21 protein-coding genes and 3 pseudogenes are annotated in these 26133 nt (G+C 44.5%); 3 read left to right on the top strand and 21 right to left on the bottom strand.

The annotated features are described in order from the left end of the window. Positions 1–76 precede the first annotated feature (76 nt). The 15 genes from ACQEXT_RS20345 to aspA form a co-directional block, all read right to left on the bottom strand. Positions 77–559 carry a hypothetical protein gene (locus ACQEXT_RS20345; RefSeq protein WP_138973018.1) on the bottom strand — a complete coding sequence of 161 codons (483 nt, stop codon included), beginning with the start codon at positions 557–559 and terminating at the stop codon, positions 77–79. Between the two features lie 94 nt (positions 560–653). Continuing rightward, entirely contained in the window at positions 654–2381 is a 1728-nt protein-coding gene (locus ACQEXT_RS20340) for a sodium:solute symporter family protein (protein ID WP_331417610.1), read from the bottom strand. 12 nt (positions 2382–2393) lie between these two features. After that, positions 2394–2657 (bottom strand): DUF4212 domain-containing protein, encoded by a 264-nt coding sequence (locus ACQEXT_RS20335; RefSeq protein ID WP_331417611.1) that lies wholly within the window; start codon positions 2655–2657, stop codon positions 2394–2396. A gap of 223 nt (positions 2658–2880) precedes the next feature. Further along, complete coding sequence (locus ACQEXT_RS20330; RefSeq protein ID WP_426953349.1) at positions 2881–3504, bottom strand: MarC family protein; 624 nt, start codon at positions 3502–3504, stop codon at positions 2881–2883. A gap of 104 nt (positions 3505–3608) precedes the next feature. After that, on the bottom strand, positions 3609–4244 hold the full coding sequence (locus ACQEXT_RS20325) for a response regulator transcription factor (RefSeq protein ID WP_269377077.1): 636 nt from the start codon (positions 4242–4244) through the stop codon (positions 3609–3611). Between the two features lie 191 nt (positions 4245–4435). Continuing rightward, entirely contained in the window at positions 4436–6235 is a 1800-nt protein-coding gene (locus tag ACQEXT_RS20320; protein WP_426953347.1) for a protein-disulfide reductase DsbD, read from the bottom strand. A 152-nt stretch (positions 6236–6387) separates the two neighbouring features. Next, on the bottom strand, positions 6388–6876 hold the full coding sequence (locus ACQEXT_RS20315; protein WP_138973023.1) for an arginine repressor: 489 nt from the start codon (positions 6874–6876) through the stop codon (positions 6388–6390). 303 nt (positions 6877–7179) lie between these two features. Then, a complete protein-coding gene (gene pyrI / locus ACQEXT_RS20310) occupies positions 7180–7644 on the bottom strand; it encodes an aspartate carbamoyltransferase regulatory subunit (protein WP_331417615.1) in 465 nt (154 codons plus the stop codon). Between the two features lie 17 nt (positions 7645–7661). Continuing rightward, positions 7662–8591 (bottom strand): aspartate carbamoyltransferase, encoded by a 930-nt coding sequence (gene pyrB, locus ACQEXT_RS20305; RefSeq protein WP_426953346.1) that lies wholly within the window; start codon positions 8589–8591, stop codon positions 7662–7664. Between the two features lie 415 nt (positions 8592–9006). Then, complete coding sequence (locus ACQEXT_RS20300) at positions 9007–10017, bottom strand: ornithine carbamoyltransferase (protein WP_269377083.1); 1011 nt, start codon at positions 10015–10017, stop codon at positions 9007–9009. 164 nt (positions 10018–10181) lie between these two features. Continuing rightward, positions 10182–11093, bottom strand: a complete 912-nt coding sequence (gene arcC / locus ACQEXT_RS20295; protein ID WP_138972744.1) for a carbamate kinase — start codon at positions 11091–11093, stop codon at positions 10182–10184. A gap of 57 nt (positions 11094–11150) precedes the next feature. Beyond that, on the bottom strand, positions 11151–12374 hold the full coding sequence (gene arcA / locus ACQEXT_RS20290) for an arginine deiminase (RefSeq protein WP_269377084.1): 1224 nt from the start codon (positions 12372–12374) through the stop codon (positions 11151–11153). 777 nt (positions 12375–13151) lie between these two features. Next, positions 13152–14600: a YfcC family protein gene (locus ACQEXT_RS20285; protein ID WP_331417617.1), complete on the bottom strand. Its 1449-nt coding sequence runs from the start codon at positions 14598–14600 to the stop codon at positions 13152–13154. A gap of 481 nt (positions 14601–15081) precedes the next feature. Beyond that, positions 15082–16389, bottom strand: a complete 1308-nt coding sequence (locus ACQEXT_RS20280) for an anaerobic C4-dicarboxylate transporter (protein WP_138972747.1) — start codon at positions 16387–16389, stop codon at positions 15082–15084. Between the two features lie 152 nt (positions 16390–16541). After that, on the bottom strand, positions 16542–17993 hold the full coding sequence (gene aspA / locus ACQEXT_RS20275) for an aspartate ammonia-lyase (protein WP_426953345.1): 1452 nt from the start codon (positions 17991–17993) through the stop codon (positions 16542–16544). A 328-nt stretch (positions 17994–18321) separates the two neighbouring features. On the opposite strand from aspA, the gene ACQEXT_RS20270 reads away from it, so the two are divergent. Both ACQEXT_RS20270 and ACQEXT_RS20265 read left to right on the top strand, forming a co-directional pair. Then, complete coding sequence (locus tag ACQEXT_RS20270) at positions 18322–18837, top strand: FxsA family protein (RefSeq protein ID WP_138972749.1); 516 nt, start codon at positions 18322–18324, stop codon at positions 18835–18837. A 347-nt stretch (positions 18838–19184) separates the two neighbouring features. After that, positions 19185–21782, top strand: a complete 2598-nt coding sequence (locus ACQEXT_RS20265; protein ID WP_426953344.1) for an ExeM/NucH family extracellular endonuclease — start codon at positions 19185–19187, stop codon at positions 21780–21782. A gap of 137 nt (positions 21783–21919) precedes the next feature. Here the strand turns inward: ACQEXT_RS20265 and ACQEXT_RS20260 are convergent. Together ACQEXT_RS20260 and ACQEXT_RS20255 are read right to left on the bottom strand one after the other, a co-directional pair. Continuing rightward, positions 21920–22414, bottom strand: a pseudogene (locus ACQEXT_RS20260) (S-type pyocin domain-containing protein); the annotation flags it as partial. Positions 22415–22625: 211 nt separating this feature from the next. Continuing rightward, positions 22626–23276, bottom strand: a complete 651-nt coding sequence (locus tag ACQEXT_RS20255; RefSeq protein ID WP_426953343.1) for a hypothetical protein — start codon at positions 23274–23276, stop codon at positions 22626–22628. A gap of 103 nt (positions 23277–23379) precedes the next feature. Here ACQEXT_RS20255 and ACQEXT_RS20250 point away from each other — a divergent pair. Continuing rightward, positions 23380–23521: pseudogene (locus ACQEXT_RS20250) on the top strand (IS5/IS1182 family transposase); the annotation flags it as partial. A 118-nt stretch (positions 23522–23639) separates the two neighbouring features. Here ACQEXT_RS20250 and ACQEXT_RS20245 read toward each other — a convergent pair. The 4 genes and pseudogenes from ACQEXT_RS20245 to ACQEXT_RS20230 form a co-directional block, all read right to left on the bottom strand. Further along, positions 23640–23897, bottom strand: a complete 258-nt coding sequence (locus ACQEXT_RS20245) for a bacteriocin immunity protein (protein ID WP_426953342.1) — start codon at positions 23895–23897, stop codon at positions 23640–23642. Between the two features lie 9 nt (positions 23898–23906). Then, positions 23907–24670 (bottom strand): annotated as a pseudogene (locus tag ACQEXT_RS20240) (S-type pyocin domain-containing protein); the annotation flags it as partial. Between the two features lie 50 nt (positions 24671–24720). Then, a complete protein-coding gene (locus tag ACQEXT_RS20235) occupies positions 24721–24963 on the bottom strand; it encodes a DUF7683 domain-containing protein (RefSeq protein ID WP_331417852.1) in 243 nt (80 codons plus the stop codon). Beyond that, positions 24963–26133, bottom strand: a 1171-nt coding sequence (locus ACQEXT_RS20230; RefSeq protein ID WP_426953341.1) for a colicin E3/pyocin S6 family cytotoxin, incomplete at its 5' end; no start/stop codon positions are given. The genes ACQEXT_RS20230 and ACQEXT_RS20235, both read right to left, overlap by 1 nt.

Here is a 26133-nt window from a genome sequence, read left to right as displayed (position 1 = left end):
TCGCTTCTCGCTTCTCGCTTCTCGCTTCTCGCTTCTCGCTTCTCGCTTCTCGCTTCTCGCTTCTCGCTTCTCGCTACTATTCTGTAAACAATGTCTCGTACTTCACAAACGCAGTCTGTGTCTCGCCATAGTAAAGCGTGCCATTGGACTGAATGGCCACACGTAACCAGCTCTCTTCAGATTCAGGTTTCGGCAGGGAAACCATCCATTGTTGTCCACTACTATCTGCGGATTGCATATCAACGGGCTGTCCGCTCTGCTCTTGGCCGTTAACCAGCGACAGTTTTACTCCTTCTAAAGGAAAAGCGGATTTTAGCGACAGTTCTAGCCCTTGTGCTGTGAGTTTTTCGGAGCGAAATTGCACTTTAAAATCACCGTTGGTCATGTCGCATAAACCACTGGTATAACGACAGTTAGACTTAGCCGCCAGCTTATATGTTTCCCCTTCCACAGCGGCATGAGGTTTCTCACTCAACGCGATATCTGCGCCGAAATAGGCAATGATGGAAAGAATCGGGGCGATCAGTAAGGCGATGATTAAGTGCTTATTTTTGAACATCTTGGCTTCCTTGCTACAACAGACAGCGAATACGGTAACTGAAATTTGAGAAGAAAAAAGCCCCAGATGGGGCTTTTGTGGTTTGGATTAGATTTTAGTGGTCAACAGCACCGCCAGCACCAGCTGGTACACGTACGTGTTCAACCAGATCTTTCACTTCTTGTGGAGTTTCTGCTGTTACTTTCGATACAGCGAATGCCACGATGAAGTTGAATAGAGCGCCAATTGCACCAAATGCATTTGGTTCAATGCCTAGGAACCAGTTGCTGCCCCAGCTCTCTAGATATTTCCACTCAGGGATGAATAGAATACCTTTGTGCTGGAACACATAGAACAGCGTGATACTGATACCCGCAATCATACCTGCGATTGCACCTTCTTTATTGATGTTCTTGCTGAAGATACCCATCATTAGTGCAGGGAAGATAGAGGATGCCGCTAGACCGAACGCCAGAGCTACCGTACCCGCTGCAAATCCTGGTGGATTGAGGCCTAGATAGCCTGCCACCGCAATTGCGACCGCCATAGAAATTCGGCTGGCGAGCAGTTCTTTCTTCTCCGATATGTTTGGATTGATGACACCCTTGATTAAGTCATGGGATATCGCGGACGAGATAGCCAACAATAGACCCGCTGCCGTTGATAGTGCGGCTGCAAGACCACCCGCTGCGACCAATGCAATTACCCAGTTTGGTAGTTTAGCGATCTCTGGGTTCGCCAGTACCATAATGTCATTATCAACTTTGAGTTCGTTGGTTGCTGCATTAGATGTGTACTGGATAGCACCGTCACCATTCTTATCATCAAAGCTCAGTAGACCTGTCTTCTCCCAGTTCTTAAACCAGTCAGGACGCTCATCGTAAGCAAGGTGTTGTCCAGGTGCTGGGTTTACTGTATCCATTAGGTTCAAACGAGCCATTGCAGATACTGCTGGAGCAGTAGTGTATAGAATCGCGATGAATACGAGTGCCCAACCTGCTGAAGTACGTGCGTCACGTACCTTAGGTACAGTGAAGAAACGGATGATTACGTGTGGTAAACCAGCAGTACCGATCATAAGTGACATTGTGTACACGAACATGTTTAACGTATCACCACGGACTTGGGTCGTGTATTCACTAAAGCCAAGTTCGGTCACGACCTGATCGAGCCTATCGAGTAGATAAACATCGGTACCTTGAAGCGTACTACCTAGACCAATCTGAGGTAGAGCGTGGCCTGTTAGTTGCAGAGAGATAAAGATTGCTGGAATGGTGTAAGCTAAAATGAGTACGCAATATTGAGCAATCTGCGTGTACGTAATCCCTTTCATACCACCCATTACGGCGTACATGAATACGATACACATACCAATCAGAAGACCTGTTGAATAGTCAACTTCTAGGAAACGACCAAACGCAACGCCAACACCTTTCATCTGACCGATAACGTAAGTTACCGATGCGATGATAAGACATACAACCGCTACGATACGCGCTGCGTTTGAGTAGAAACGCTCACCTACGAACTCTGGTACAGTAAACTTGCCGAACTTACGTAGGTAAGGTGCAAGTAGAAGTGCTAGAAGTACGTAACCGCCTGTCCAACCCATTAGGAATACAGAACCGCCGTATCCCATAAAGGCGATAAGACCAGCCATAGAGATAAATGATGCAGCTGACATCCAGTCTGCTGCTGTTGCCATACCGTTGGCGATCGGGTTTACACCACCGCCAGCAACATAGAACTCTTTAGTTGATCCAGCACGTGCCCAAATCGCAATACCGATGTAAAGGATAAAGGTCGCACCAACAACGAGGTAAGTGATAGTTTTCAAATCCATCTGAGTTACTCCTTACTCATCTACGCCGAATTCACGGTCAATTTGGCGCATTTTCCACGCGTAGTAGAAAATAATACCTAGGAAGGTATAGATGGAACCTTGCTGTGCGAACCAGAAGCCCAGTTTGTAACCACCTAGTTGAAATTGATTGAGTACATCGACAAATAAGATGCCGCAGCCAAAAGAAACGACAAACCAAATCACCATTAGGCTGATCATCAGTTTTACGTTCTTATCCCAATAGGCTTTGGCTTTATCTTGACTTTCAAACGCCATTGCCGCCTCCTTACGATTGGTTTTGTTGTTAAGAAAATGTTTCAATGTCTACATTAGCAAGGGTTGGACAAGATCTCTTTTCAACTTTAGTCGTGGCATAAAAAACAAAAAGCGCCTAAAAATTAGGCGCTTAAGATAAGTGGTGGTTGTTTTTGTGATGTTAATGTTGTGTTAAATTAGCCTAAAGTCTAACGTTTCCCGCTCAAACTCAGAAATTATTTTACTAAAGGTAGAAATCTTTGATCCCCACCAGTAGGTTATTGACTGCAACGGCAGCCAAAATTAACCCCATAACACGGCTAATAATGGCGGCACCGACATTGCCAATCCATTTTTGGATATGAGTCGCTCCTAGCAGCAGTAGCAGTGTGATCAGCAGGACCAGAATCATAACCGCTGCGGTAATACTTTGATCAACCATGGCGTAGCGATGATTGTCTGTCAGCATCACGATTGCCATCATTGCCCCTGGCGAAGCGATTGACGGAATGGCGAGTGGGTAGACGGCAAGATCGGCTAAGTCGGAATGGCTCATTTCTTGAGACAGTTTTGTCTCTTGTTCTGGCTTAGACTCACCAAAAATCATCGTCAATGCAAATAACAGCAGTACCAGTCCTCCCGCAGCTTGGAAGGCGGGCAGAGGAATCTGCATTGCTTCTAGTAACAATTGACCAGCGACGAGGAAAAACAGCAAAACCCCAGTAGCAATAGCGACCGCTTTTAGTGCAACCAGACGGCGCTGTTTGGCGGTGAGGTGTTGTGTTTGGGATAGGTAAACTGGCACTGAACCAATAGGGTCAATCACCGCCCATAAGACGACGAATTGGGTAATTAACATGCTTAGCAAGAGAAGTACTCCCAGAGTTAGTGAACAGAGGGGTAAATCAGATTGATGCCTGATACAAGCATTTTAGCAAAAAAACAGTGCCGTAAGTGTTAATTTCTCGTGAATTAAGTTTCAGATTCAAGCTGTTGAAGTAAGATTACTGCTTGAGTTCGATTTTTTACACCTAACTTTCTGAAAATCGCCGTCATATGAGCTTTTATGGTGGCTTCTGATACATTTAACTCATAAGCAATCTGCTTATTTAGTAGGCCATCAGATAGCATTCCTAAAACTTTGTACTGTTGTGGCGTTAAAGTGGCAATTTTTTCTGCTAAATCGTTACAGGCCGCATTATTGGTAATGGAACCTTCTGGGAAGAAGGGGTCTCCGTTTAGCACTTGGTTTAATGCGCTAACCAACTCTCTCATATCACTCGATTTAGGAATAAAACCAAATGCACCATGGCTTTTAACTTGAGTGACTACGGCAGGTTCTTCACTTGCAGAGACAACAACAATCGGTAGGTCAGGGTATTCGGCACGAAGTTGCATCAGGCCGGACATCCCGTTGGCGCCAGGCATCTTCAGATCGAGGAGTAGCAAGTCTGGCTCATCCTCTTTCGCGAGTAACGAAAGAAGAGCATCTAAAGAATCTGCTTCCAGCAGATTCGCACCACTGACCGCCATATGCACTGATTGAAACAGGGCATTGCGAAACAGCGGGTGATCATCAGCGATGATTATGGTGTATGTCGAATCCATGACGTTAACTACTTATGAATGTTTGGTTAATAGAATTATTAACATCTTTGCATGTGTGGACAATATTTATGCGCTAAAAGTCTGAAGTGTATCGGGTTTTATTAGTGATATTGCATATAGATGCGCGAGGGTGATGGAAAAGAGCAGATGAATCAGCGTCCTCCGATGACTGAAGGACGCCGAGAGATGGCTTAAAGCTGGTGATTGTTCAGATGATTAAGGAAGGTTTTAGCGTCCATAAATCCAGTGATACGAGCGTTGGAAATTGACTCTCCGTTGGCACCCCAAAACTCAATAGTAGGTAAGCCAAGTACGCTCATTTTTTTCAGCAACTCGATATCTTGAGGTTGATTGCGAGTAACATCCGCTTGCAGCAAAACAAAGTCTTTTAGTCGCAACTCAACATCTTGCTGGTGGAAGGTGTATTTCTCAAATTCTTTACATGCAACACACCAGTCGGCATAAAAGTCTAGCATCACTGGTTTTCCGAGCTTTTTCGCTGAGTCGAGTTGCTGTTCGAGCTGGGCAACATTTTCAATCCGAATGAACTCGATTTGACTCTGTTTCTCAACACTTGCTGTGTTGCCAAAGTAGTAGTTCAATGCTGGCTGTGCTGAAGCGAATAAACCGAGCACCGCAACTATCCCAACGACACTTTGTTTCCACCCTCCAAATGAGAGTAAGTTTTTAACGTGATACAGCCAACCGAATGTCACTAGACCAAGGGCGGACCATAAACCCGTCGCCCAAGCTTCAGGCAAAATACGTTCAAGTAGGAAGATAGGAGCGGCGAGTAACACGAAACCAAACAGTGTTTTCACTCGATCCATCCAATTGCCTGCTTTAGGCAGAAGTTTATTGCCAAATACCGCGACGAGCATCAGTGGAATACCCATCCCAAGCGCTAAGGCGTAGAGTGCGACACCACCGGTGACTAAATCACCACTTTGAGCAACGTACAGAAGCGCTCCTGACAATGGAGCGGTCGTGCAGGGTGAACAGACTAGGCCAGAAATTGCTCCCATAGCAAACACGCCTAATGAGCTGCCACCTTTCTGTTTATTGCTGAGGTTGTTGAGCCAAGTCTGAACCGAACTAGGAAGCTGCAAACTGTAGAGGCCAAACATCGATAGTGCTAGGGCAACGAATAGTGCGCTGAGTCCGATCAGTACATAAGGATGTTGCATTGCCGCTTGGAACTGCATACCCGCAGAAGCGACGACTAGGCCAAGCAGGGTGTAAGTCACCGCCATCCCTTGAACATAGATAAAGGCCAGTCCAAGAGCTCGACTATGGCTGAGCTTACCGCTGCCTAACACGATACTGGTTAAAATCGGGTACATAGGCAACACGCAAGGTGTGAAAGCCAAACCTACACCAAGGGCTAAAAATAGGAGGGGGGTCCACCAGTTATCGCTTAGCTTTGAGGCTAATTTAGACTCGCTAGACACCGGAGGATTGTTAGATTCTGTTGCTGGTGATACCTCATTAACAGCGTTGGCTGCTTTGTTTTGGATGACCGCGCTACTTTCTTGAAAGTCAAAACTGGTCAGATCGAGAACTCGAGTTTCTGGCGGGTAGCAGAAACCTGCTTTGGCACAGCCTTGGTATTGAACAATTAAACGGGCGCCGTCTTGAAAGTTTGCTAACGGAACTTCGACAAATAGTGGCGAAGTGTAAATATTCACCTCACCAAAGAACTCATCTTTATAAGGTTCGCCATCACGTATTTCAACATCACCAAGGGTGATGTTTTCTCCGCTAACTGAAATTCTATGTTGGTAGAGGTAGTAGCCCTCTTTAACTTGCCAATCTAAAAATACCCGATTCCCTTGCTGATATGAGTTGAATGGGAAGGCTTGATCGACTGGCACGAAGGAATTGCTGTTCTGACCGAAAGTTGGCGCAGAGTTTGAGCTACCAAAAAGCGCCATAGCAGGCATTGAAATTACGGATAACAGCAAGACGAAAAAGGAGAATACGACGCGCATAGAAGAGCCACAGAGTTAAATTTGATTCATTTTAACTCAATCAGACAGGAGAAAGCGCCAATAAGTTTCAACTGGATGGAATTATTACAGATATTCGTCAAGTGCTATCCACACCCCTCGCCGTTCTAGAGGGGTGTGAAACAGATAGAGTGCTAAGAAACACCTAGGCGAGCGCGAACGACTCTTTCACAGGCTTCGATATTATTGGTATCTTTTGGAATCACCAGCACCGTATCGTTACCGCCAACAGTACCAAGAATTTCAGTATGTGGGTCGATATCGACAAGGCGGGCGACCAATTGCGCACTGCCTGGGTGCGTCTTAACGACAACCATTGATTGGTTGTGAGTAATGAATTCAATCTGCGATGAGATAGAGGACTCTACACGAACGGGTGCAGTTTCTACTGTTATGCAGTAAACCTTTTTACCGCAAGCATTCTGTACTTTAACTACCCCTAATTGTGAAAGTAGTCGAGATACGGTTGACTGGCTTATGCCTTCGAAACCAATACGAACTAATGCTTCGCGCAGCTCGTTTTGCGTGCTAAAGCTCTGCTGCTGGAGAAGACGCTTACAAGCGGCAGTAAGCGTTTTATCTTCGCTGTAATCAACAGTGACCGAGGTTAGAGTTTCGCTCATGGGAACTCCTCAAAAAAACATGACGTAGGAATACGACCATCCATGCTGGTATCAGCACATAACTCCATATAAGTGCTGTTTAATTGTGAGCAATCACTTCTGTGGTGATTTGATTTGTCGTTTGATAAATAGATTAACACCAAATTTTGTATGGCATTGTGAAAGAGATCGCCAAATAAACAACTAGTTATTGCGGTCTTTTTTGAGTTTTAATTCTGTTGGGTGTGGATATTTATTCTCTATTGGGAATAAATATCCAGCACGATAAGAAGGGTTTAATAGTAGGTATAGATGGCGGTTGAATTAGCGCGCTTCAGTCATGATTTCACGAGAGAATACTTTTTCACAGTAGTGGCATTTTAACTGCACATTCTCATGTTTCTGTTGCACTTTAAATCGACTTTCAACGGGCTCTCCGTGTGAAATACAGTTGCTGTTAGGACATTCGAAAACACTTTCAATGCTTTCTGGCAAGGTCAAATTCAGCTTACTTATCACCTTGTACTCTTCAATCTGATTGACGGTAGCTTTTGGAGCATACAGAGCTAACTGGCTCGCTTGCTCTTTCGTCAGATAGATGTTTTCGATCTTGATCAGGTCTTTTGAACCAAGTGCCGATGAAGGTAGGTTAAGGCCAATCGTGATGCGTTGGTTTGCTTTGTGCATCTTAAATAGCTTAAGAATTTTGATACCGATATGCGCAGGGATATGGTCAATCACAGAGCCGTTACGAATCGCTTCTACCTGAAGTTGAGTTTCTTTCACCATGATGTCTCTCCTGCTTATTAAATGTTTTCGTTAAGTACTAGTGCCAATAAAGCTTCGCGGGCGTATACGCCGTTTTCTGCTTGCTCGAAGTAGTAAGCGTGCTTGGTTTTATCTACATCAATGGTGATTTCATCAACACGCGGCAGCGGGTGTAGAACTTTAAGATTGTCGCGAGCCTCTTTAAGCGTGTCTGCTGTGAGGATAAATGCGGACTTGATGTGCGCGTATTCTGACTCGTCAAAGCGCTCTTTTTGAACACGGGTCATGTACAGCACATCTAATTTAGATACGACATCTTCGATATTGGTGTGGTTGCTAAATTGAATTCCTGCTTCCTCAAGTTCTTCACAAATGTAATCAGGCATCGCTAATGCCTCTGGTGCGATAAAGAAAAATCGTACGTTATCGAATTTTGCTAGTGCTTGAGTTAGAGAGTGGACAGTACGGCCATATTTTAGGTCACCGACGAAAGCCACATTTAGGTTATCTAAAGTGCCTTGAGTTTCGTAGATAGAGAAAAGATCCAGTAGAGTCTGAGTTGGATGTTGATTCGCTCCGTCACCGCCATTGATGACAGGTACACCGTTAGAAAATTCAGCAGCTAGACGAGCAGCGCCTTCTTGTGGGTGACGCATCACAAAGGCATCAACATACGATGAAATTACCTGCACGGAATCTGCCAGCGTTTCGCCTTTTTTGGCCAGTGAAGTGTTTCCACCGTTATCAAAGCCAATCACTGTACCCCCTAAACGCTGTACCGCGGTTTCGAAAGAAAGACGTGTGCGCGTTGAAGGCTCAAAGAAGCAGCTTGCAACCACTTTGTTCTTAAGCAACTCAGGATTCGGTTCAGCTTTTAGCCTTGCCGCTGTGTCGACAACCAGCTCTAACTCTTTACGGCTGAGCTCTGGGATGGAGATAATGTGCTTGTTAAATAACGAATGCGCCATAGCAGTTTTCCTCGTCTCGAATCAGGATGACAGACAAAAAAAAGCCCCCTAAAAATAGGAGGCTTCAAAATAGAATAAATGGAGAAAATGAAACAGATAACATCCCCGACTCTGGGCGTGTTTTGCAACAGCGTTCGATGGTGGATATGTGTGTCATTGTTTTCTCCTTAGACAAATTGCGGAGGATTATACGTACAAAAAAACGCCTTGCAAGCGTTTGCGAAAACTATCCAAAAAATGGATTTTTATGCGAATTTCGCATATTTTCGCTCTATTTTCCCAGCCGTTGTGAGAACTTGCTTTAAGGCGTTTTGTTGACGAATTTGTTTCAAACTGTGTGAAAAAAAATGCGGGCTTTATTCAGGGGGATTTTACTCTCCTTGCCAAATGCCACCCGCATTCCCCTGCAGTTCGATTAGTCGCCTAGAGTTGCCACCATTACCGCTTTGATAGTGTGCATGCGGTTTTCTGCTTCATCGAACACGATAGAGTGTTTAGATTCAACAACTTCATCCGTTACTTCAACACCGTCTTTTAGTTGTGGGTAATCCGCAGCTAGTTGTTTACCAACCGTTGTATCTTCACCATGGAACGCTGGTAGACAGTGCATGAATTTCACATCTGGGTTACCCGTCGCTTTGATCATGTCCATATTAACTTGGTAAGGCATCATTAGGTTGATACGCTCAGCCCAAGCTTCTTTCGCTTCACCCATAGATACCCAAACGTCAGTGTATAGGTAATCACAGCCTTGAACGCCTTCTTGAACGTCTTCTGTCATGGTGATCTTCGCACCAGTTTCTTCAGCGATTGCACGACATTGAGCAACAAGCTGCTCTTCTGGCCAGAATGCTTTTGGCGCTACAAGGCGAATATCCATACCCATCTTAGCCGCACCAACCATGAGTGAGTTACCCATGTTGTTACGTGCATCACCTAGGTAAGCAAACTTGATTTCATGTAGTTGTTTACCACGGCCGTGTTCCATCATAGTTAGGAAGTCAGCTAGGATTTGAGTTGGGTGGAATTCATCTGTTAGACCATTCCATACTGGTACACCAGCGTAAGCGCCTAGCTCTTCAACGATCTCTTGACCAAAGCCACGGTATTCGATGCCGTCATACATGCGACCAAGAACACGCGCAGTATCTTTCATTGATTCTTTGTGACCGATTTGAGAGCCAGATGGGCCTAAGTAAGAAACTTGAGCGCCTTGGTCAAATGCCGCAACTTCAAAGGCACAGCGAGTACGAGTTGACGTTTTCTCGAAGATCAGCGCAATGTTTTTGCCTTTTAGACGAGGTTGCTCATAGCCGTTGTATTTTGCTTTTTTAAGTTCCGCAGAAAGATCCAATAGGTGCTGGATTTCACGTGGAGTAAAGTCTAGTAGTTTTAGGAAGTTACGGTTGCGTAGGTTGAAAGCCATGATGTTTTCCTTCTTATCGTTTAACGCTTTCTGGTTGCAGGGAAAGAGGTAGAAAGCGCAGTAATAAATTGAGTATTTTTGCCTTTGATGACAGTTGGGGTTCAGAAGCCTCGCTAATTCAACGAGACACAAGGCTTCTGACCCGATTCAAACTGTCAGCAGTGTTAACCTTTAGTGATATTGGTGCCCGCAGTGCCTTGTAGGATGCGAAGACCATCTTCTAGTGAGCCGATACCGACCACTTTGCCGCCTTGTTTCACGAACTCACATGACGCTTCGATTTTTGGTCCCATTGAGCCAGCATCAAATTGGTATTTGGCCAGTTCACTAGGAGTGGTGCTGCGCAGTGCATGTTGAGTTGGTTTGCCCCAGTCTAGGTAAACCGCGTCGGCGTCAGTCAGGATAAGTAGCGCATCCGCATCCAGCTGTTTTGCTAGGAATGCTGCTGACATGTCTTTGTCGATAACGGCTTCGACGCCAACCAGTTTGCCGTTTTCACGTTTAACTGGAATACCACCGCCGCCAGTACAGATAACTAGGTGACCTTCATCGATGAGCTTGGTAATCGCTTCGTGCTCGATGATGCCAGTTGGTTGTGGGCTTGGTACGACACGGCGGAAGTGTTTGCCATCTGGTTTGATAGTCCACTGGTACTTCTCAGCCATTTCACGCGCTTCAGCTTCTTCGTAGATTGGACCGATAGGCTTAGTTGGGTCAGCAAACGCAGGATCGTTTGGATCAACCGTCATTTGAGTCAACATGCAAGTCGCGTTGATGTCAGGCATTTGGTTCTTGAACTCTTGCATTAGCATGTAGCCGATCATGCCTTGTGTTTCGCTACCCAGTACGTCAAGTGGGTATGGAGATACTTTCTTGTATTCCAATCCTTGAAGAGCGAGTAGACCTACTTGTGGACCATTACCGTGTACCAGTACCACGTTGTACTCTTTGGCAATTTCAGAAATCGTTTTTACCGCGATTTCAATGTTATGGCGTTGAACTTCTGCTTCTAGTGGCTCACCGCGACGAAGTAGGGCGTTACCGCCAAGTGCTACTACTACTGTTTGTTTAGTCATTGCTTTAATCTCTCTGCAGGGGCAGGAGCAATAGGGCTCCTGCCACAAATCACTTAGTTAGATACCATCACGCTCGATTGGGCAGCTCATGCAGCGCGCACCGCCACGACCACGACCTAGCTCGTCACCTGGGATAGGTAGAACCGTGATACCTGCTTTGTCGTATTTCTCGTTGGTGTAAGTGTTGCCTTCGTAGCCAATGACCACGCCTGGTTTCACCGTAAGAACGTTGTTAGCGTCGTTCCATTGCTCGCGTTCTGCGTGGAAGTTGTCACCACCAGTGGTGATTAGATTTAGCTTGTCTACGCCTAGTGCTTTCTCGATAGCAGTAACGAAGTAGCCTTCTTCTTTCACATTTACTTTGCCTGATTCATCGCCAGTTAGGCTCCAGCACTTAACGTCTTTACGAATAACTTCTGGGTAGACAGAGAAGGTATCTTCATTCATGTGCGTCATTACAGTATCTAGGTGCATGCAAGAGCGGTGTTTAGGTAACTCCATTGCAATGATCTGTTTCGCTTGACCGTTTTTGAACAGGCCTGACGCTAGATGTTCAACACCTTGAGCGGTTGTACGTTCAGACATACCGATAAGCACTGAACCGCGGCCGATAACGAGTACATCACCGCCTTCAATCGTAGAGTTGTCGTAGTTGATGTTTTCATCGTCGCCGAAGTACTTAATGAAGTCTTGGCCAGCGAAGGTTGGGTGCCAGCGGTAGATAGCACGTACGTGGTTTGTTTCACGTTGACGAGCCGGTTTCGCCATTGGGTTGATAGATACACCACCGTAAACCCAGCAAGACGTGTCGCGAGTGAATAGATGGTTTGGAAGTGGTTCGATGATGAAGTCAGTTGGAGCATGCAGACCTTGCATCATTGAAGATGACTTCATTGGCATTTCTGCGTATGAAAGACCACCAGTAAGGATCTTAGCAAGCTCAAGGTTTGGCAAATCACCTAGGTAGCAGCGAACGTCGTTAGCGAATGTTTTGCCCAAACGGTAATCAGATACCTGACGGCTTAGAAGCCAATCTTTTGCTTCAGCTACTGCTAGCGTATCAGCAAGCAAATCAGTAAGAAGAAGAACTTCTACACCTTGATCGCGCAAAGTTTGAGTGAATACGTCGTGCTCTTTACCTGCACGCTCTACCGCTAATACGTCATCAAATAGCAGGTCGTGACAGTTAGAAGGCGTCAGGTGAGTTAGAGCTCGTCTTGGACGATGAACAAGAACGCGACGTAATTGACCGATTTCAGAACCTACGTAAAACTTACTCATGATCGTATCTCTCTTATTTTATAATTAGTCTTTATTTAAAAACTAATAATTAATTTGTAGGGAATTGAGGTGTGAATTTATTTATTCACTTATTTTGTTTCTGGAATTCATATTACGCCTGTTGGCGTAGGTTTCTTAGAGGTCAATCACAGAACGTTTTTTATGCTCCAGCCCTTATTCTATAAGGCTTTTAACAATATCTATGCAGTTGTTATTGAGCTGTAACGCCCCTAAAAAGCCGCTTGTTATGGAAGTTTATGCATTCTATTATTCAACAGGCCAAGTAAATGTTGAATATGAGGAAAAATATGCATGGCAATTATATTGATTAATATCTGAATAAGATTGAAATATGCAGTAAATCGCCCTAGTTAAGTGCTTTTGTAAGTGTATTTAATCGTTTTATAACAAAATATTTGGTAGTAAATGTAATCTCGATCACATTAAGGTTTTTGATTTCAATTATTCGATATTGGTGAGTGGATTAATTTAATTCATTATATTTGATACTTTTTCTAATTAACGGATAAACATCGGCATACTGATGAACGTTTGGTACGGATAATAGGTAACGCCATAGGGGGAATTTGGATCTGACTTCTAGGTAAGAGAGGTCACAGCGGCTTGTAAGGGAGCGAGAAGCTAGGAGGTAAAGGTATTGAGCGAGCCTGTTTCTGAACAGAGCAAATCCTTTATTCGCTACAAAACAAAAAAAACCGCCCGAAGGCGGTTTTGAGTGGGCTCACTACCTTGTGAGCCAGGGTTAGGAAAAGAAACCTAGATTAGAGCGCCAATACTTAGCACTGCAATACAGAATAGAGTCAGGATGGCAAGTAGTGGTGCGACCCATTTAACCCAGCGCACGTAGGGTACGCGAGCAATAGCAAGACCACCCATAACCACTGCTGATGTTGGTGTAATCAAGTTAACTAAGCCAGATGCAGATTGGTATGCAGTGATAACCAGATCTCGACCTACGCCAGCAAAGTCCGCTAGTGGCGCCATGATTGGCATTGTTAGGACCGCTAGACCAGAGGTAGAAGGCACTAGGAATGACAGTAAGATCTCAAGGAAGAACATCACGTTAATGAACACAACAGATGAAAGACCTGTAACCATTTGTTCAGCAGAGAACAGAATCGTGTCGGTAATCATACCTCGGTCCATGACCACAACAATACCGCGCGCGATACCGATGATCAGTGCGACACCTAGTAGGTCACGTGCACCATCAATAAAGCTATTAGTGAACTCTTCTTCGCTCATGCGAGCAACTAAGCCGACAAGAATTGTTGCTGCTAGGAACATCGCAGAGATTTCTGCCATCCACCATCCAGCAACTGATACGCCGTAGATCATCACACCAAATGAGCCGCCAAAGATAGTCAGGATAACTTTGCGAGTGGTAGTGAACTCAAGACCTTCGTCAGATTGGTTGCCTAAGAAGTGAGCCTTATTCTCTTCGTATTTGTCGTAAACGATTGATTTAGATTGGTCTTCACGCACCATACGAGCGTAGCGCATAACGTATGCTACACAGATGCCGTAGCCGACAACCAACATAATCGCACGTAACATGATGCCATCGGTAAATGGAATACCAGATGCATTCGCTGCGATAACAGTAGCAAATGGGTTGATGGTTGAACCTAGTACACCGATACCTGCGCCGAGTAGTACCGTTGCCGCTGCAACAAGTGGGTCGAAGCGTGCAGCCATCATGACAGGGACAAGAAGGGTGTAGAATGGTAATGACTCTTCAGCCATACCGTAGACAGTACCACCTGCAGCGAATAGCGCCATCAGGATCGGTATCATCATCTCCTCACGGCCTTGCAAACGATGGGTAACGCGTTCGATACCCGCATCAATGGCACCTGTTTTGGTCACAAGACCAAGGAAACCACCGATAACAAGGATAAATAAAGAAACGTCGATAGCCGCTGCTTCATAGCTATTGTGGTCATAGAAACCATCAATAGGCGCTAGAAGTACATCGATAACACCTTGCGGGTTTCCTTCAACCGCTTTATAGGTTCCGGTGACTGGGACTTCACGGCCCAGATCTTCGTTCATTGCACGGTCGTATTGGCCTGCTGGAACAATCCAGGTCAGCATTGCAACCAGAGCGATTAAGACAAAAAGAATGGTGTATGCAGAAGGGAATTTAAAGTTGGCAAAGAAGCCGCCTTTTTTTGCTTCAGTCGGTACAGTTTGGGTTGTCATGGCTATCTCCTTACTTTTATTTATATACCAATAAATAAAAGTGAATCAGCGACTCATTGTTATTAATAATTAAATAACTTATTGGTAGGGTAAGTTATTGGTATCCGTTTAAATATTTAGAACGTTATATTTCCGTTCTTTGTTGTCATTTTATAAGTATTAAGAAGAGATTAACCTTGGTGATCTTCACAAAAACATACAGATGAAAATCGCTTGAGTCAGGATGTGTTTTTTTCTTGGATTATTTGTTTGAAATAGGCGGATTAATATTCTTTATCGATATGGAGAAACTAGTGTTGAGCAAGCGCTGATGGGGTAGATTAGAATTGACGGGAATTTTATTCAAACAGCGGGATTAAAATGCATAAAAGGTTTTTGAACACTTTATTGATTAAAGTCAAAAATAAAATGTGATCTTAATTTTTTACGAGAAACAAAATAAAAAAGGGAGCCGAAGCTCCCTTTATAATCGTCGTGTTTATTAGATGAATAAACCTCCGAATGTAAAGCCAAGAGCAACCGCTGACGCAATAGTCACCACACCAGGGATAAAGAATGGGTGGTTAAATACGTATTTGCCAATGCGTGTTGAACCTGTATCGTCCATCTCTACCGCTGCAAGCAGAGTAGGGTAGGTAGGCAGAACGAACAGTGCACTCACTGCAGCGAACGAAGCCACTGCCGTTAGCGGAGCAACACCAATAGCAAGTGCCGCAGGCATTAGAGCTACGGTAGTTGCACCTTGTGAGTACAGCAGCATTGAAGCAAAGAATAGTACCATTGCTAGCATCCATGGGTAATCAGCAAGCAATTCACCCGCCACCTCTTTAATGCCTGCAACGTGCGCGTTGACAAACGTTGAACCAAGCCATGCGACACCTAGAACACAGACACATGCTGTCATACCTGAACGGAATGTTGCAGCAGATGGGATTTTAGATGCATCAATTTTGGTAATAAGCACGATTGCCGCCGCCGCTGCCAACATCACTGTCATGATCGCCTCGTTACGACCCAGAGCAGGGTCTTTGATCAGACCAATTGAGCCAGAGATTGCAGCGGCATAACAAACCACAAAGCCAATTGCAGCAAGGAAGATGTAAGTGGCTGTTTTTGCAGTTGGTAAGATTTCACGTTGGGTTTCAGTTGATAGCTTGATCAGACCTTTTTCAAGACGTTCTTGATAAATAGGGTCATCTTTAAGTTCACTACCCATGAAGTTCGCGACGAATGCACCAATCATACAAGCAAGGAATGTTGTTGGAATACATACAGCCAGTAGCGTCAGGTAATCAACCCCCATAGGCGCTAGCATAGCCGCGAATGCCACAACAGCCGCAGAGATTGGCGAAGCAGTGATAGCAATCTGAGAAGCAACAACCGCGATAGATAGAGGACGAGAAGGACGTACACCTTGACCTTTAGCAACTTCAGCAATAACAGGCAGTGTTGAGAACGCAGTATGTCCCGTACCTGCCATTAGCGTCATGACGAAAGTTACAATTGGCGCATAAAAGGTGATGCGCTCAGGGTGTTTACGCAAAAAGTTTTCTGCCACTTGCACTAGCCAGTCCATACCACCGGCAACTTGCATTGCGGCAATTGCTGTGATTACAGACATGATGATGAGAATAACATCGACCGGAATAAACGCTTGGCTGGTTGGTACGCCAAGCACTAGAGAGAGTGCGATAACACCTGCACCACCCGCTAAACCAATTCCGATACCGCCAATTCTTGCTCCTAAATAGATAAAGAGCAGAACGACAAACAGTTCGACTGCCACCATATTGATACCTCTTAAATGTAAATGATAATTCGAATTACCTAACGACTCAGTGTCTAAGTGGTTAGATAATAGGAATGTAAAACCTTGCTCGTTGTATGGTTAACGTGTAAGCGTCCAAAAAAGGGCTCCTTGGGAGCCCTTTCTTGCGGTGATTATTCGTAGCGTTTGGCTTTATACGTTGGGTGCATAAAGTTTTCAACAGAAAGAATATCGTCCAGTTCTTCCGCAGTGAGTAGGCCTCGTTCAAGGACAACTTCACGAACACTCTTACCTGTTTCTGCACAGATCTTACCGACGATATCGCCTTCATGGTGGCCAATGTATGGGTTTAGGTAAGTCACGATGCCAATTGAGTTGTAAACGTAGTTTTCGCAAACTTCTTTGTTCACAGTAATGCCATCGATACACTTATCACGTAGGTTGACACAGGCATTGTGTAGTAGAGAGATAGACTCAAATACACTTTGTGCAATCACTGGTTCCATAACGTTTAGCTGTAGCTGACCACCTTCTGCTGCAAAAGAAACCGTGTTGTCGTTACCTAGAACTTTAAAGCAAACTTGGTTTACTACTTCTGGGATAACTGGGTTTACTTTAGCTGGCATGATTGAAGAACCAGCTTGCATTTCAGGAAGGTTCAGTTCGTTTAGACCTGCACGTGGACCAGAAGAAAGCAGACGAAGGTCGTTACAGATCTTCGATAGTTTCACCGCTAGACGTTTAAGTGCACCGTGTGTCATTACGTAGGCACCACAGTCAGAAGTCGCTTCAATTAAGTCTTCAGCAGCAACGACTTCAAGACCAGTTACTTCGGCTAGGTGTTTTACCGCTAGAGCTTGGTAACCTGTTGGAGCATTCAGACCAGTACCGATCGCTGTCGCACCAAGGTTAATTTCTAGCAGCAGCTTAGATGTGTAATCTAGGGCACGAATTTCTTCGTTTAGCGTTACTGCCCACGCATGGAATTCTTGGCCTACTGTCATAGGAACCGCATCTTGAAGCTGAGTACGACCCATCTTCAGTATGTTTTTGAATTCTTGTGCTTTAAGTTCGAATGCACCTTTTAGGTACTCAATCGCTTCCATCAACTGGTGTACACTGTTGTAAACCGCAATGCGGAAACCAGTAGGGTAGGCACAGTTCGTTGATTGGCTCTTGTTTACGTGATCATTCGGGTTGATGAACTCATATTGGCCTTTTTCCTTGCCCATAAGTTCTAGTGCAACGTTCGCGATGACTTCGTTGGTGTTCATGTTCACTGAAGTACCAGCGCCACCCTGGAATACGTCTGATGGGAACTGATCCATGCACTTACCTGTTTCAAGGATCAAATCACACGCTTCAAGAATGTAGTTTGCAACGTCTTTAGGAATAGCACCCAACTCTTTGTTCGCAAGTGCAGCCGCTTTTTTCGTCATTACCATACCGCGAACAAACTCAGGTACATCTGAGATGGTGGTACTTGAAATGTTGAAGTTTTCGATAGCGCGAAGAGTGTGGATACCGTAGTAAGCGTCAGCAGGAACGTGACGTTCACCTAGTAGGTCTTCTTCAATACGAGTTGCTTGGTTCGCCTTTTTTGGGGCATCAGTTAGGGTAGCCATACAGGATCCTTAGAGATTTATTCTGATAATTAAGTTCAATTCTAGCCATTCTGTAGTTAAGGAATCCATTCGGCAGAGTTTTTGGCTGTATAATCCGTCCTGACTTATGTGGCACATGATACTGTACCTAGCATTTAAAAATAGTAACTTGATCACCTTTTTTGCTTTTGTTTAGTTAAAGTTTTGCAAGATATGAACAGGGTATTAATAGCCCTTTAGTGGTAGTGTCTTATTGAGTTTTTTATCACATTCTTGTCACGTTTTTTTACTGCTTTAATTTGAGCTCACCCTGCTGAACACGTACACTGAAGCGAACAAAGGAGGGCGTGTGTTTCCTATCTTATTATTGCTGTTTATCTTCGTACCTATTATTGAAATAGGCCTATTTATTCAAGTGGGTGGCTACCTAGGTTTGTGGCCAACCATTGCCTTGGTGCTGATCACTGCATTTGTCGGTGCATCTTTGGTACGCAGTCAGGGTATTCAGACTTTAATGTCGGTACAACATCGCCTTCAGCAGGGCGAACTCCCTGCACAGCAGATCTTTGAAGGTGTGATGTTAGCGGTTGCGGGTGTGTTGCTGTTAACACCTGGCTTTATGACTGATGCATTGGGGATGCTTGTTCTATTACCAGCGCCTAGGTCTGCAATCGCTAAATATCTGATGAGTAAAATGGTGGTTAAATCTGTAGGCGGTGGATTCCATGGCAGTTTTCACGGCGATCAGTTTGGACAGAACCCTTTCAATCACGATACCTCCTATCGACATGATCAAAGCCAAGGTTCGACATTTGAGGGCGAGTATGAACGTAAGGATGATGACGAACATAACAGGCTGAAATAGCTTTAATACCTTCTCCAAAAGGCGCTGTATAGCGCCTTTTTTAATACACATAAAAGACACTGCTAACTAGAGCTTTTATTCTATTAATTAGCGAAAGCTTAATTAACTCAGTGCTCTAATCTCAAAAATGAAACTTTTGTTATCCCGTTTTGTTGAAAGTTTGACTGTGCTTCAATTATTCATCACATCTATGAGATCAGCATCTCACTGTCATTGAATGTAATTTTTTGTTTCATAAAAAAGAACAACACTGGACATGGTTTATTAATAGGTAGTCACACAAATAGTGATTTGGAACACGCTTTCTCGTTGTTGTTCGACATTGGAAGCGATGCATGGTGGATAACATGAAACAAAAATTTACTCCAACGCTACTTGCAGCAGTGGTAGCAGGTGCTCTCTCGTCTCCAGCAATGGCTGACGTAATTATTTCTCAGTATGTCGAAGGTGGCAGCAACAACAAAGCGATCGAAATTGCCAATACGGGTGATAGTTCGGTTTCTCTGGATGGCTATGAACTGGCGAAAATCAATAATGGTGTCGGTGATTGGGGCAGTAAGTTGTCATTAAGTGGTCGTGTATTAGAGGCGCAAAGTGTTTTGGTTGTCGCGAATACCAGCGCGAGTAATGAGATCAAAGCCGTTGCCGATATCCTAAATGGCTCAGTTATGAGCTTTAATGGTAACGATCCTGTTGCGCTACTCAAAGATGGTGTGGCACATGATGTACTTGGAGTGATGGGTGGCAGTTCTTTCGCAACAGACATCACTTTAGTACGTAATTCGGATGCGATGACGCCATCTTCTAGTTATGACGCTTCTCAATGGTCATCACTACCGAAAGACAGTATTCAAGGTTTAGGTGTTCTTGATGGCGGTACGGCTCCGCAGCCGTTTGCTTGTACTCAAGACGGTGCTGAGCCAATCTTTACTTCTATCCAAGAGATACAAGGCGAAGGTGATACCTCTCCATTCATTAGTGGCTATCCATACATCACCGACCAAGAGTTCTTTGTTAAAGGTGTGGTGAGTGCAGTGACGACAGGGCTAACTAAAGGTTTCTACCTTCAAGCTCTGACCGATGATTACAACCCTGAAACGTCAGAAGGACTATTTGTACATACTAATCAGTCAAGTTCGGAACTTCAGGCTGGCGATATCGTGTGTGTAAAAGGCAAAGTACAAGAGTACTACAACCATACGCAGCTAAAAGCGGAAAACAACAACTGGGTTAAGCAGGGTGAGCAAGCAGCTCCGAGTGCAACGGATATCGAAATCCTTGCCACTGACGCTAACTTTGATCGCACTCTTGAACGCTACGAGGGCATGCTAGTTAGAACAACGGAAGCGTTGGATATGCGAGTCACTCGTACTTTCGGTTATGACTATGCAGCGCGTCGCAACAACATGGTTCTCGCTCAAGGTCGCATTAGCATGCAGCCTAACCAGAACTTTGCCGCGGGTTCAGAAGAAGCGAAACAGCAAAGTATCGAGAACGCGGAGCGTCGTCTATTTGTTGAGTCTGACGCTAAAGCGCCAAATGGCTCAATCCCATATTACCCAGACTTTGGTCGTACAGATGTAGATCAAGATGGTTCGACGGAAGATTACATCCGTATCGATGATACGATTGTTGGTCTAGAAGGTGTGATTACCTACAGTTACGGCGATTACCGTCTGATTCCAACCAATACTCTAACAAGTGAAAGCTTTGTTCGTAATGACCCGCGAACTCAAGACATTGAGATGAAAGAGGGCGACCTACGCATCGCGACTTTCAACGTATTGAACTACTTCAACTCACCATTCGGTGGTAATACCAATCCGCATGGCGATAGCCGTGGTGCGAACAATTACGAAGAATTTGAAGTTCAACAAGCGAAAATTGTGAATGCTATCTTGCGTCTTGATGCTGATATCGTTGGCTTAATGGAAATTGAGAATAACGGTTTTGGTGACAGCGGTGCGATCCGTCAGTTGGTTGATCAATTGAATGCTCGTATCGAGAAGAAGAAAGATCGTTACGCTATTGTTGCTATCGATTCAAATGGCGACAAGGTGACGGATGAAAATGATTACATCGGTACAGATGTCATTACCACAGGGGTTATTTACCGTCCAAAAGTGGTTAAGCTGCAAGAATCTCGAGTTATTGCCATGCCAAGCCAACAAGCTCCAGAAGTCGTGGATGATAAAGGTAAAGTGATTGAAGATGGTAAGAACTACCAGCGTGATTCATTGGCACCTACCTTTAAAGTCAAAGGTACCAAAGAGCAGATCACTGTTGCTATTAACCACCTTAAGTCAAAAGGTTCTAAGTGCTGGGAAGATGCAGCGCCAGTAGAACAAGGTGGTCAGGGCGGTCAAGATCTAGATAAGCAAGGCTCATGTGAGAACTTCCGTGTTGCTGCGGCTGTTGCTCTTGGCGATGCACTGAGCAAAATTGATGGTCACAAAGTTATTCTTGGCGATATGAACTCTTACGGTATGGAAGATCCAATGCTGGTTCTGACTGACTACAGTGAAGAGAAATACGCTAAGACCATCAAAGCAGCACGTAACACTTACATTAATGGTGAAGTGCAATACGGCGATGAAGGTGCGTTGATTTCACACAACTACGGTTACATTAATGCGGTAGCAAAAGCACATCCAAACAGCTGGAGTTACTCGTTCAATGATGAGGTTGGTGCACTGGATCACCTATTAATCAGTTCAAGTCTAGAGAAGCATTTTGTTGATGCCACTGATTGGCACATCAATGGTGGTGAGTCGACATTGTTTGACTACAACGATGAGTTTAAAGGTGATCTACCTAAGTACAAAGACCACTTCCGTTCTTCTGACCACGATCCTGCGGTCCTGGAACTTAACATGGCAGGTTCATTTGGCTTTGGCGCCATGATGTCACTGTTTGGTCTAGCTCTGTGGCGTCGTCGTAAGTAATAGGCCTTAGCTTTAGTCAAAAAGAACACCGCCACACTATGAATGATGTGGCGGTGTTCTATTTGCAAAATGCTCTACTAACTTCTATATGATCGCGTAAATAGCAAAAGGTCCACTTATAACGTTTAGAAAATCACTCAAAATAAGTCCTCTACTAGTGCTTCAGTTGCTTTTGTCAACTCGATGGCTCTTTCATACACAGTATCTCCTGTGCTTTTACCAATAGTTGCCCCTAGCTTGGCAGCAACCTCCGATTGAACTGGTGAACCTAACCCCTCACTGGCTTTCTCTAACCATATGCCCGTTATATCTTCGCCATTCCCCGTTGCCACCCCAGACTCATCACGCGCCGTTTTTTGGAACATCAGGTAAAGAGGAGGCAACCCAGCATCCGTAGGGAAGGTAACAATATATTCGGCTAGATCTTCTTCTGGGTAGAGAACCGTGCCAATTTCTTGCTCGTGCTCTTCAATTGGGCGCACCCAGATATTGTGAACATCCACTTGGTCATTCTCGGGGAGGACGGTATCAGGTGTGAGTACATCGGTTGAGCCGTCAGGTGTCCAGGTAATAGTGATACCGTTATCCAACTCAGCAATAAAGTGTTGCCCTTGCTGCACCGCCTCATGCTGTCCATTGCAGTCTCACACTCTGGGTTGATTAGTGCATCATGAGGGCGATGTATCTATTCCGTGCCATACTGGTTAATCTCATCTTGCCAATGTGTCGGTGCAATACTACCTAACGGTTGAGTTAATAACTTTTCATTCAACGTTTTTAAAGCCACATCACATCCTGTCAATTGATGCAGGTTAAGATATGGAAAATCGAATATGTCTATGGCTAGGGTGTATTATCCATAAATGGTTTGTCTGACACTTCACCACTGCCTTCATACAGAACAACCACGGTTGAGTTCTTATGCGTGCTATACGGTGCTACTTGAACCCATCCATTAGGGTCTGCTCCCTGCCTGACCGTGCAGTCATCATTTATTTCTGGAGTACAGCTATAAGCATACAAAAGTAAGACCCTATCATTATTTACAAGAAGCTTCATGACTGGGTTTGCATGATGGTTCTTGTAGTAATGGTTCATTGTCTCTATTTTTTGCTTGGCAAGCTCACTGTCTATCACATCATCAATGCGAAACCACTTAGTATCATAATTCTCATCGAAATTACCCCATTCGGGCTTCCAACGCTGTTGCCATTTTTCACGTGATGAGCCGCCACCAACCCCATTTTCCCATTCGCCTTTTATAGCGCTAGGAATACCAATGCCAATGCTGGCACTTTTACAACAGCCCTGAACGCTTCCATACGCAAAGTTTGCTCCTCCACCATAAATATCACTGACCCACATATCACGAATAAAATGTGGGCCACCTAAAGACCCTGCATTGCCAATGCTCGCAACTGAAACAGGCTTACTTTCAAAGCAACCATTAAGTAAAAAGCACATGCTTACAGCGATTACAAATCTAAACTTCATTATCAAATACCATTCGCTTGAGTTGGTTTCCTTCTTTCGTTACTGCATTAACAAGACTGTCCATTGCAGTCTCACACCCTGGGTTGATTAGTGCATCATGAGGGCGATGTATCGAGTGAAACAGTGGTTAGGTGGGAAATTAAGCCCGAGGGACTACAACGCTCAAGTTGGTGAGGCTTACGTACGCTATTATCAAGTCGCTGAACAAGCTGACAGGGCTAGGTCTGGCTGAAATTCAGTATATTGCTCAAGAACTGAACAACATGGAGCTACCATGTATTCTTATCGAATTAAGCATCAAAGCCATAATGTTCAGTAACTCCAATAACTCGACTTCAGAGTAATCTGTTATATCTTTAACCGTCATCTCTGTTGGTCTTTGAAGCATTGTTGCCCTTTTTGGGTATACCAACGTTTTAATTCAGCGATCATTGCCTCTGGAGTATCCTCTATCCCAACCATTTTAGGGTGAGTTAACAGCGCAGACCCTTCAGGATACTCTGTAGTGTCTAAAAAACTAACTAGCTCTTCAACTTCTTGATCCGTTGCGACTCCATTATGCGTGTTCTGAATGAGTTGAAGAAACTCGCTTTCAGTATAATTAATTAAACTACTTTTCAACTACTTATCTCATTTTCTATGTATTTCGCCCCAGTGTAATCGTGGAGTTACTACACCTAGGTTGTCAATATTATAAACCTCACCGCCATGTTGAATCTCCTTTTTATGGTGTAGTACATAGCGGTCAAGTTTTCCCCATTTATGTTTTGGTATTACAAACGGTGCATTTCCTTTTAGGATCTCGTTTTGGTTAGTTTTAGAAAACTGTTCCAATAAATCAGGATGCTTGGATACCTCTTTCCAAACGGCAGTTTGCAAATCAGAGAACTTCTTAAACTGTTTTCCCTGCAATGCTTCAGCAATTTTGGTTGGTATGTACTGCCCTTGCCCAGAATCTGTAGCTTTCCCAAGCCAATAACCATCCTCCCACTTGACGTCTTTTCCTTTTCCCGTTACCACCCCAGACTCATCACGCGCCGCTTTTTGGAACATCAGGTAAAGAGGAGGCAACCCAGCATCCGCAGGGAAGGTGACAATATATTCGGCTAGATCTTCTTCTGGGTAGAGAACCGTGCCAATTTCTTGCTCGTGCTCTTCAATTGGGTGAACCAAGATATTGTGAACATCCAGTTGGTCATTCTCGGGGAGGACGGTATCAGGTGTGAGTACATCGGTTGAGCCGTCAGGTGTCCAGGTAATGGTGATACCATTATCCAACTCAGCAATAAAGTGTTGCCCTTGCTGCACCGCTTCACCACGCGATCACCGTATGCACTTCCTTAGCCCGTTTTTATACTAACGACTTGTTGCTTGCCATTTTCATCGGCGTACATTTGCACCAACGCACCGATGAAAATGTATGTGTTATCTATTAACAAGTAAGTTAACTTGTACCAAGTTGATAGTCACATTGAGAGCTATAAAAACTTTCACAAATTATCGTTTCGATTGCTTTTACTTGTTCAATCGAGATATCGAACCCGCCAGCACCAGCTAAAAGAAAACGGAGATCATCGTCGCTTAAACCTAGTAATTTCGAAACCTCATCAATATATGAACTTTTCACCTCGATTTCTGATACTAAAAGCTCACTTTTCTTGTCAAACGCTTCAACTACAACTTTCATTACTTTTCCACCTTCCGTGAAGGATCTGCATCCTTCGTCTGTTCCCCAGTAATATGGTTAAACTCACCTAAGTGTTTTCCATTTTTTGTATATACCTCAACGTTTCCATGCTGAGAGTCCCATTCATATATACGACCTTTTCTGTCTTTCCATCGTTCTCTTAACTTGCCCCCACCTTGTACTGTCGTTTTTTTCTTTGCTTTTACTGCCTCAGGAAATGCAGGTAGTGGAGGATTCCCTCTTGGAGCTGGTACATACTTAAGGTTCGTAGCTGAACCCGAGGTAGGTTTGTTGAAAACAAGATAAAGAGGAGACACCCCAGCATCCGCAGGAAAAGTCACAATATACTCAGCAAGATCTTCCTCAGGATAAAGGACTGTACCAATTTCTTGCTCATGCTCTTCAATCGGGCGCACCCAGATATTGTGAACGTCCAGCTGATCATTTTCGGGTAATACCGTATCGGGTGTCAGCACATCCGTTGAACCATCTGGCGTCCACGTAATACTAATGCCGTTATCTAGTTCCGCAATAAAGTGTTGCCCTTGCTGCACTGCCTCACGCTTCGCCACGCGATCACCGTATGCACTTCCTTCCCCCGTTTTGATACCAACGATTTGTTGCTTGCCATTTTCATCGGTGTACATATTGAAGCGGACACGCATCGTAACTGTGTCACTCGTAGCAAACTCAGGGTTGCCCTCAAGTGTTCCATCGCCAAGCTGAGAAGGCCACAAAGCAGCGACTAGAACGCCACCGACGCGGGCAAAGCTGCTGAGAGCCTCACCTGTGATACTCCATTGCCCTAGCGTAGAAGTGGTGTTGGTACTGATAATCCCAAGGTTAGAACTGGTTGTACTCGCTGGCAACGCTAAAAATGCCAGTTTGCCATAGTCTGTTGCCTTCAATTCGGTAGACACTATTTTCAGATTTACAACGGGAATGTCTTTTTCAATCCACTCAGGACGATTGATCGATGCGATTGAGGTATCGACTAAGCATCGCTCGGTGTAGTTATAGAAAGTGTTTAAAGGTTGATTAAATCGCTTTGGGCTCTCTGGCGGTATCGCGTAAACAGGCTCTTTTTCAATGTTTAGCGGTTGCTGTTTTTCTACATTCAGAGAATCCCCTACCGATAGAGACATCGGGTCGGCATCGTACTGTGGATTA

It is taken from the genome of Vibrio sp. TRT 29B02, from assembly GCF_050113655.1.
In the GTDB taxonomy this organism is placed as follows: Bacteria; Pseudomonadota; Gammaproteobacteria; order Enterobacterales; family Vibrionaceae; genus Vibrio.
The sequence above is the reverse complement of the archived record's forward strand: the minus strand, read 5'-3'. Positions and strand labels throughout refer to the sequence as shown.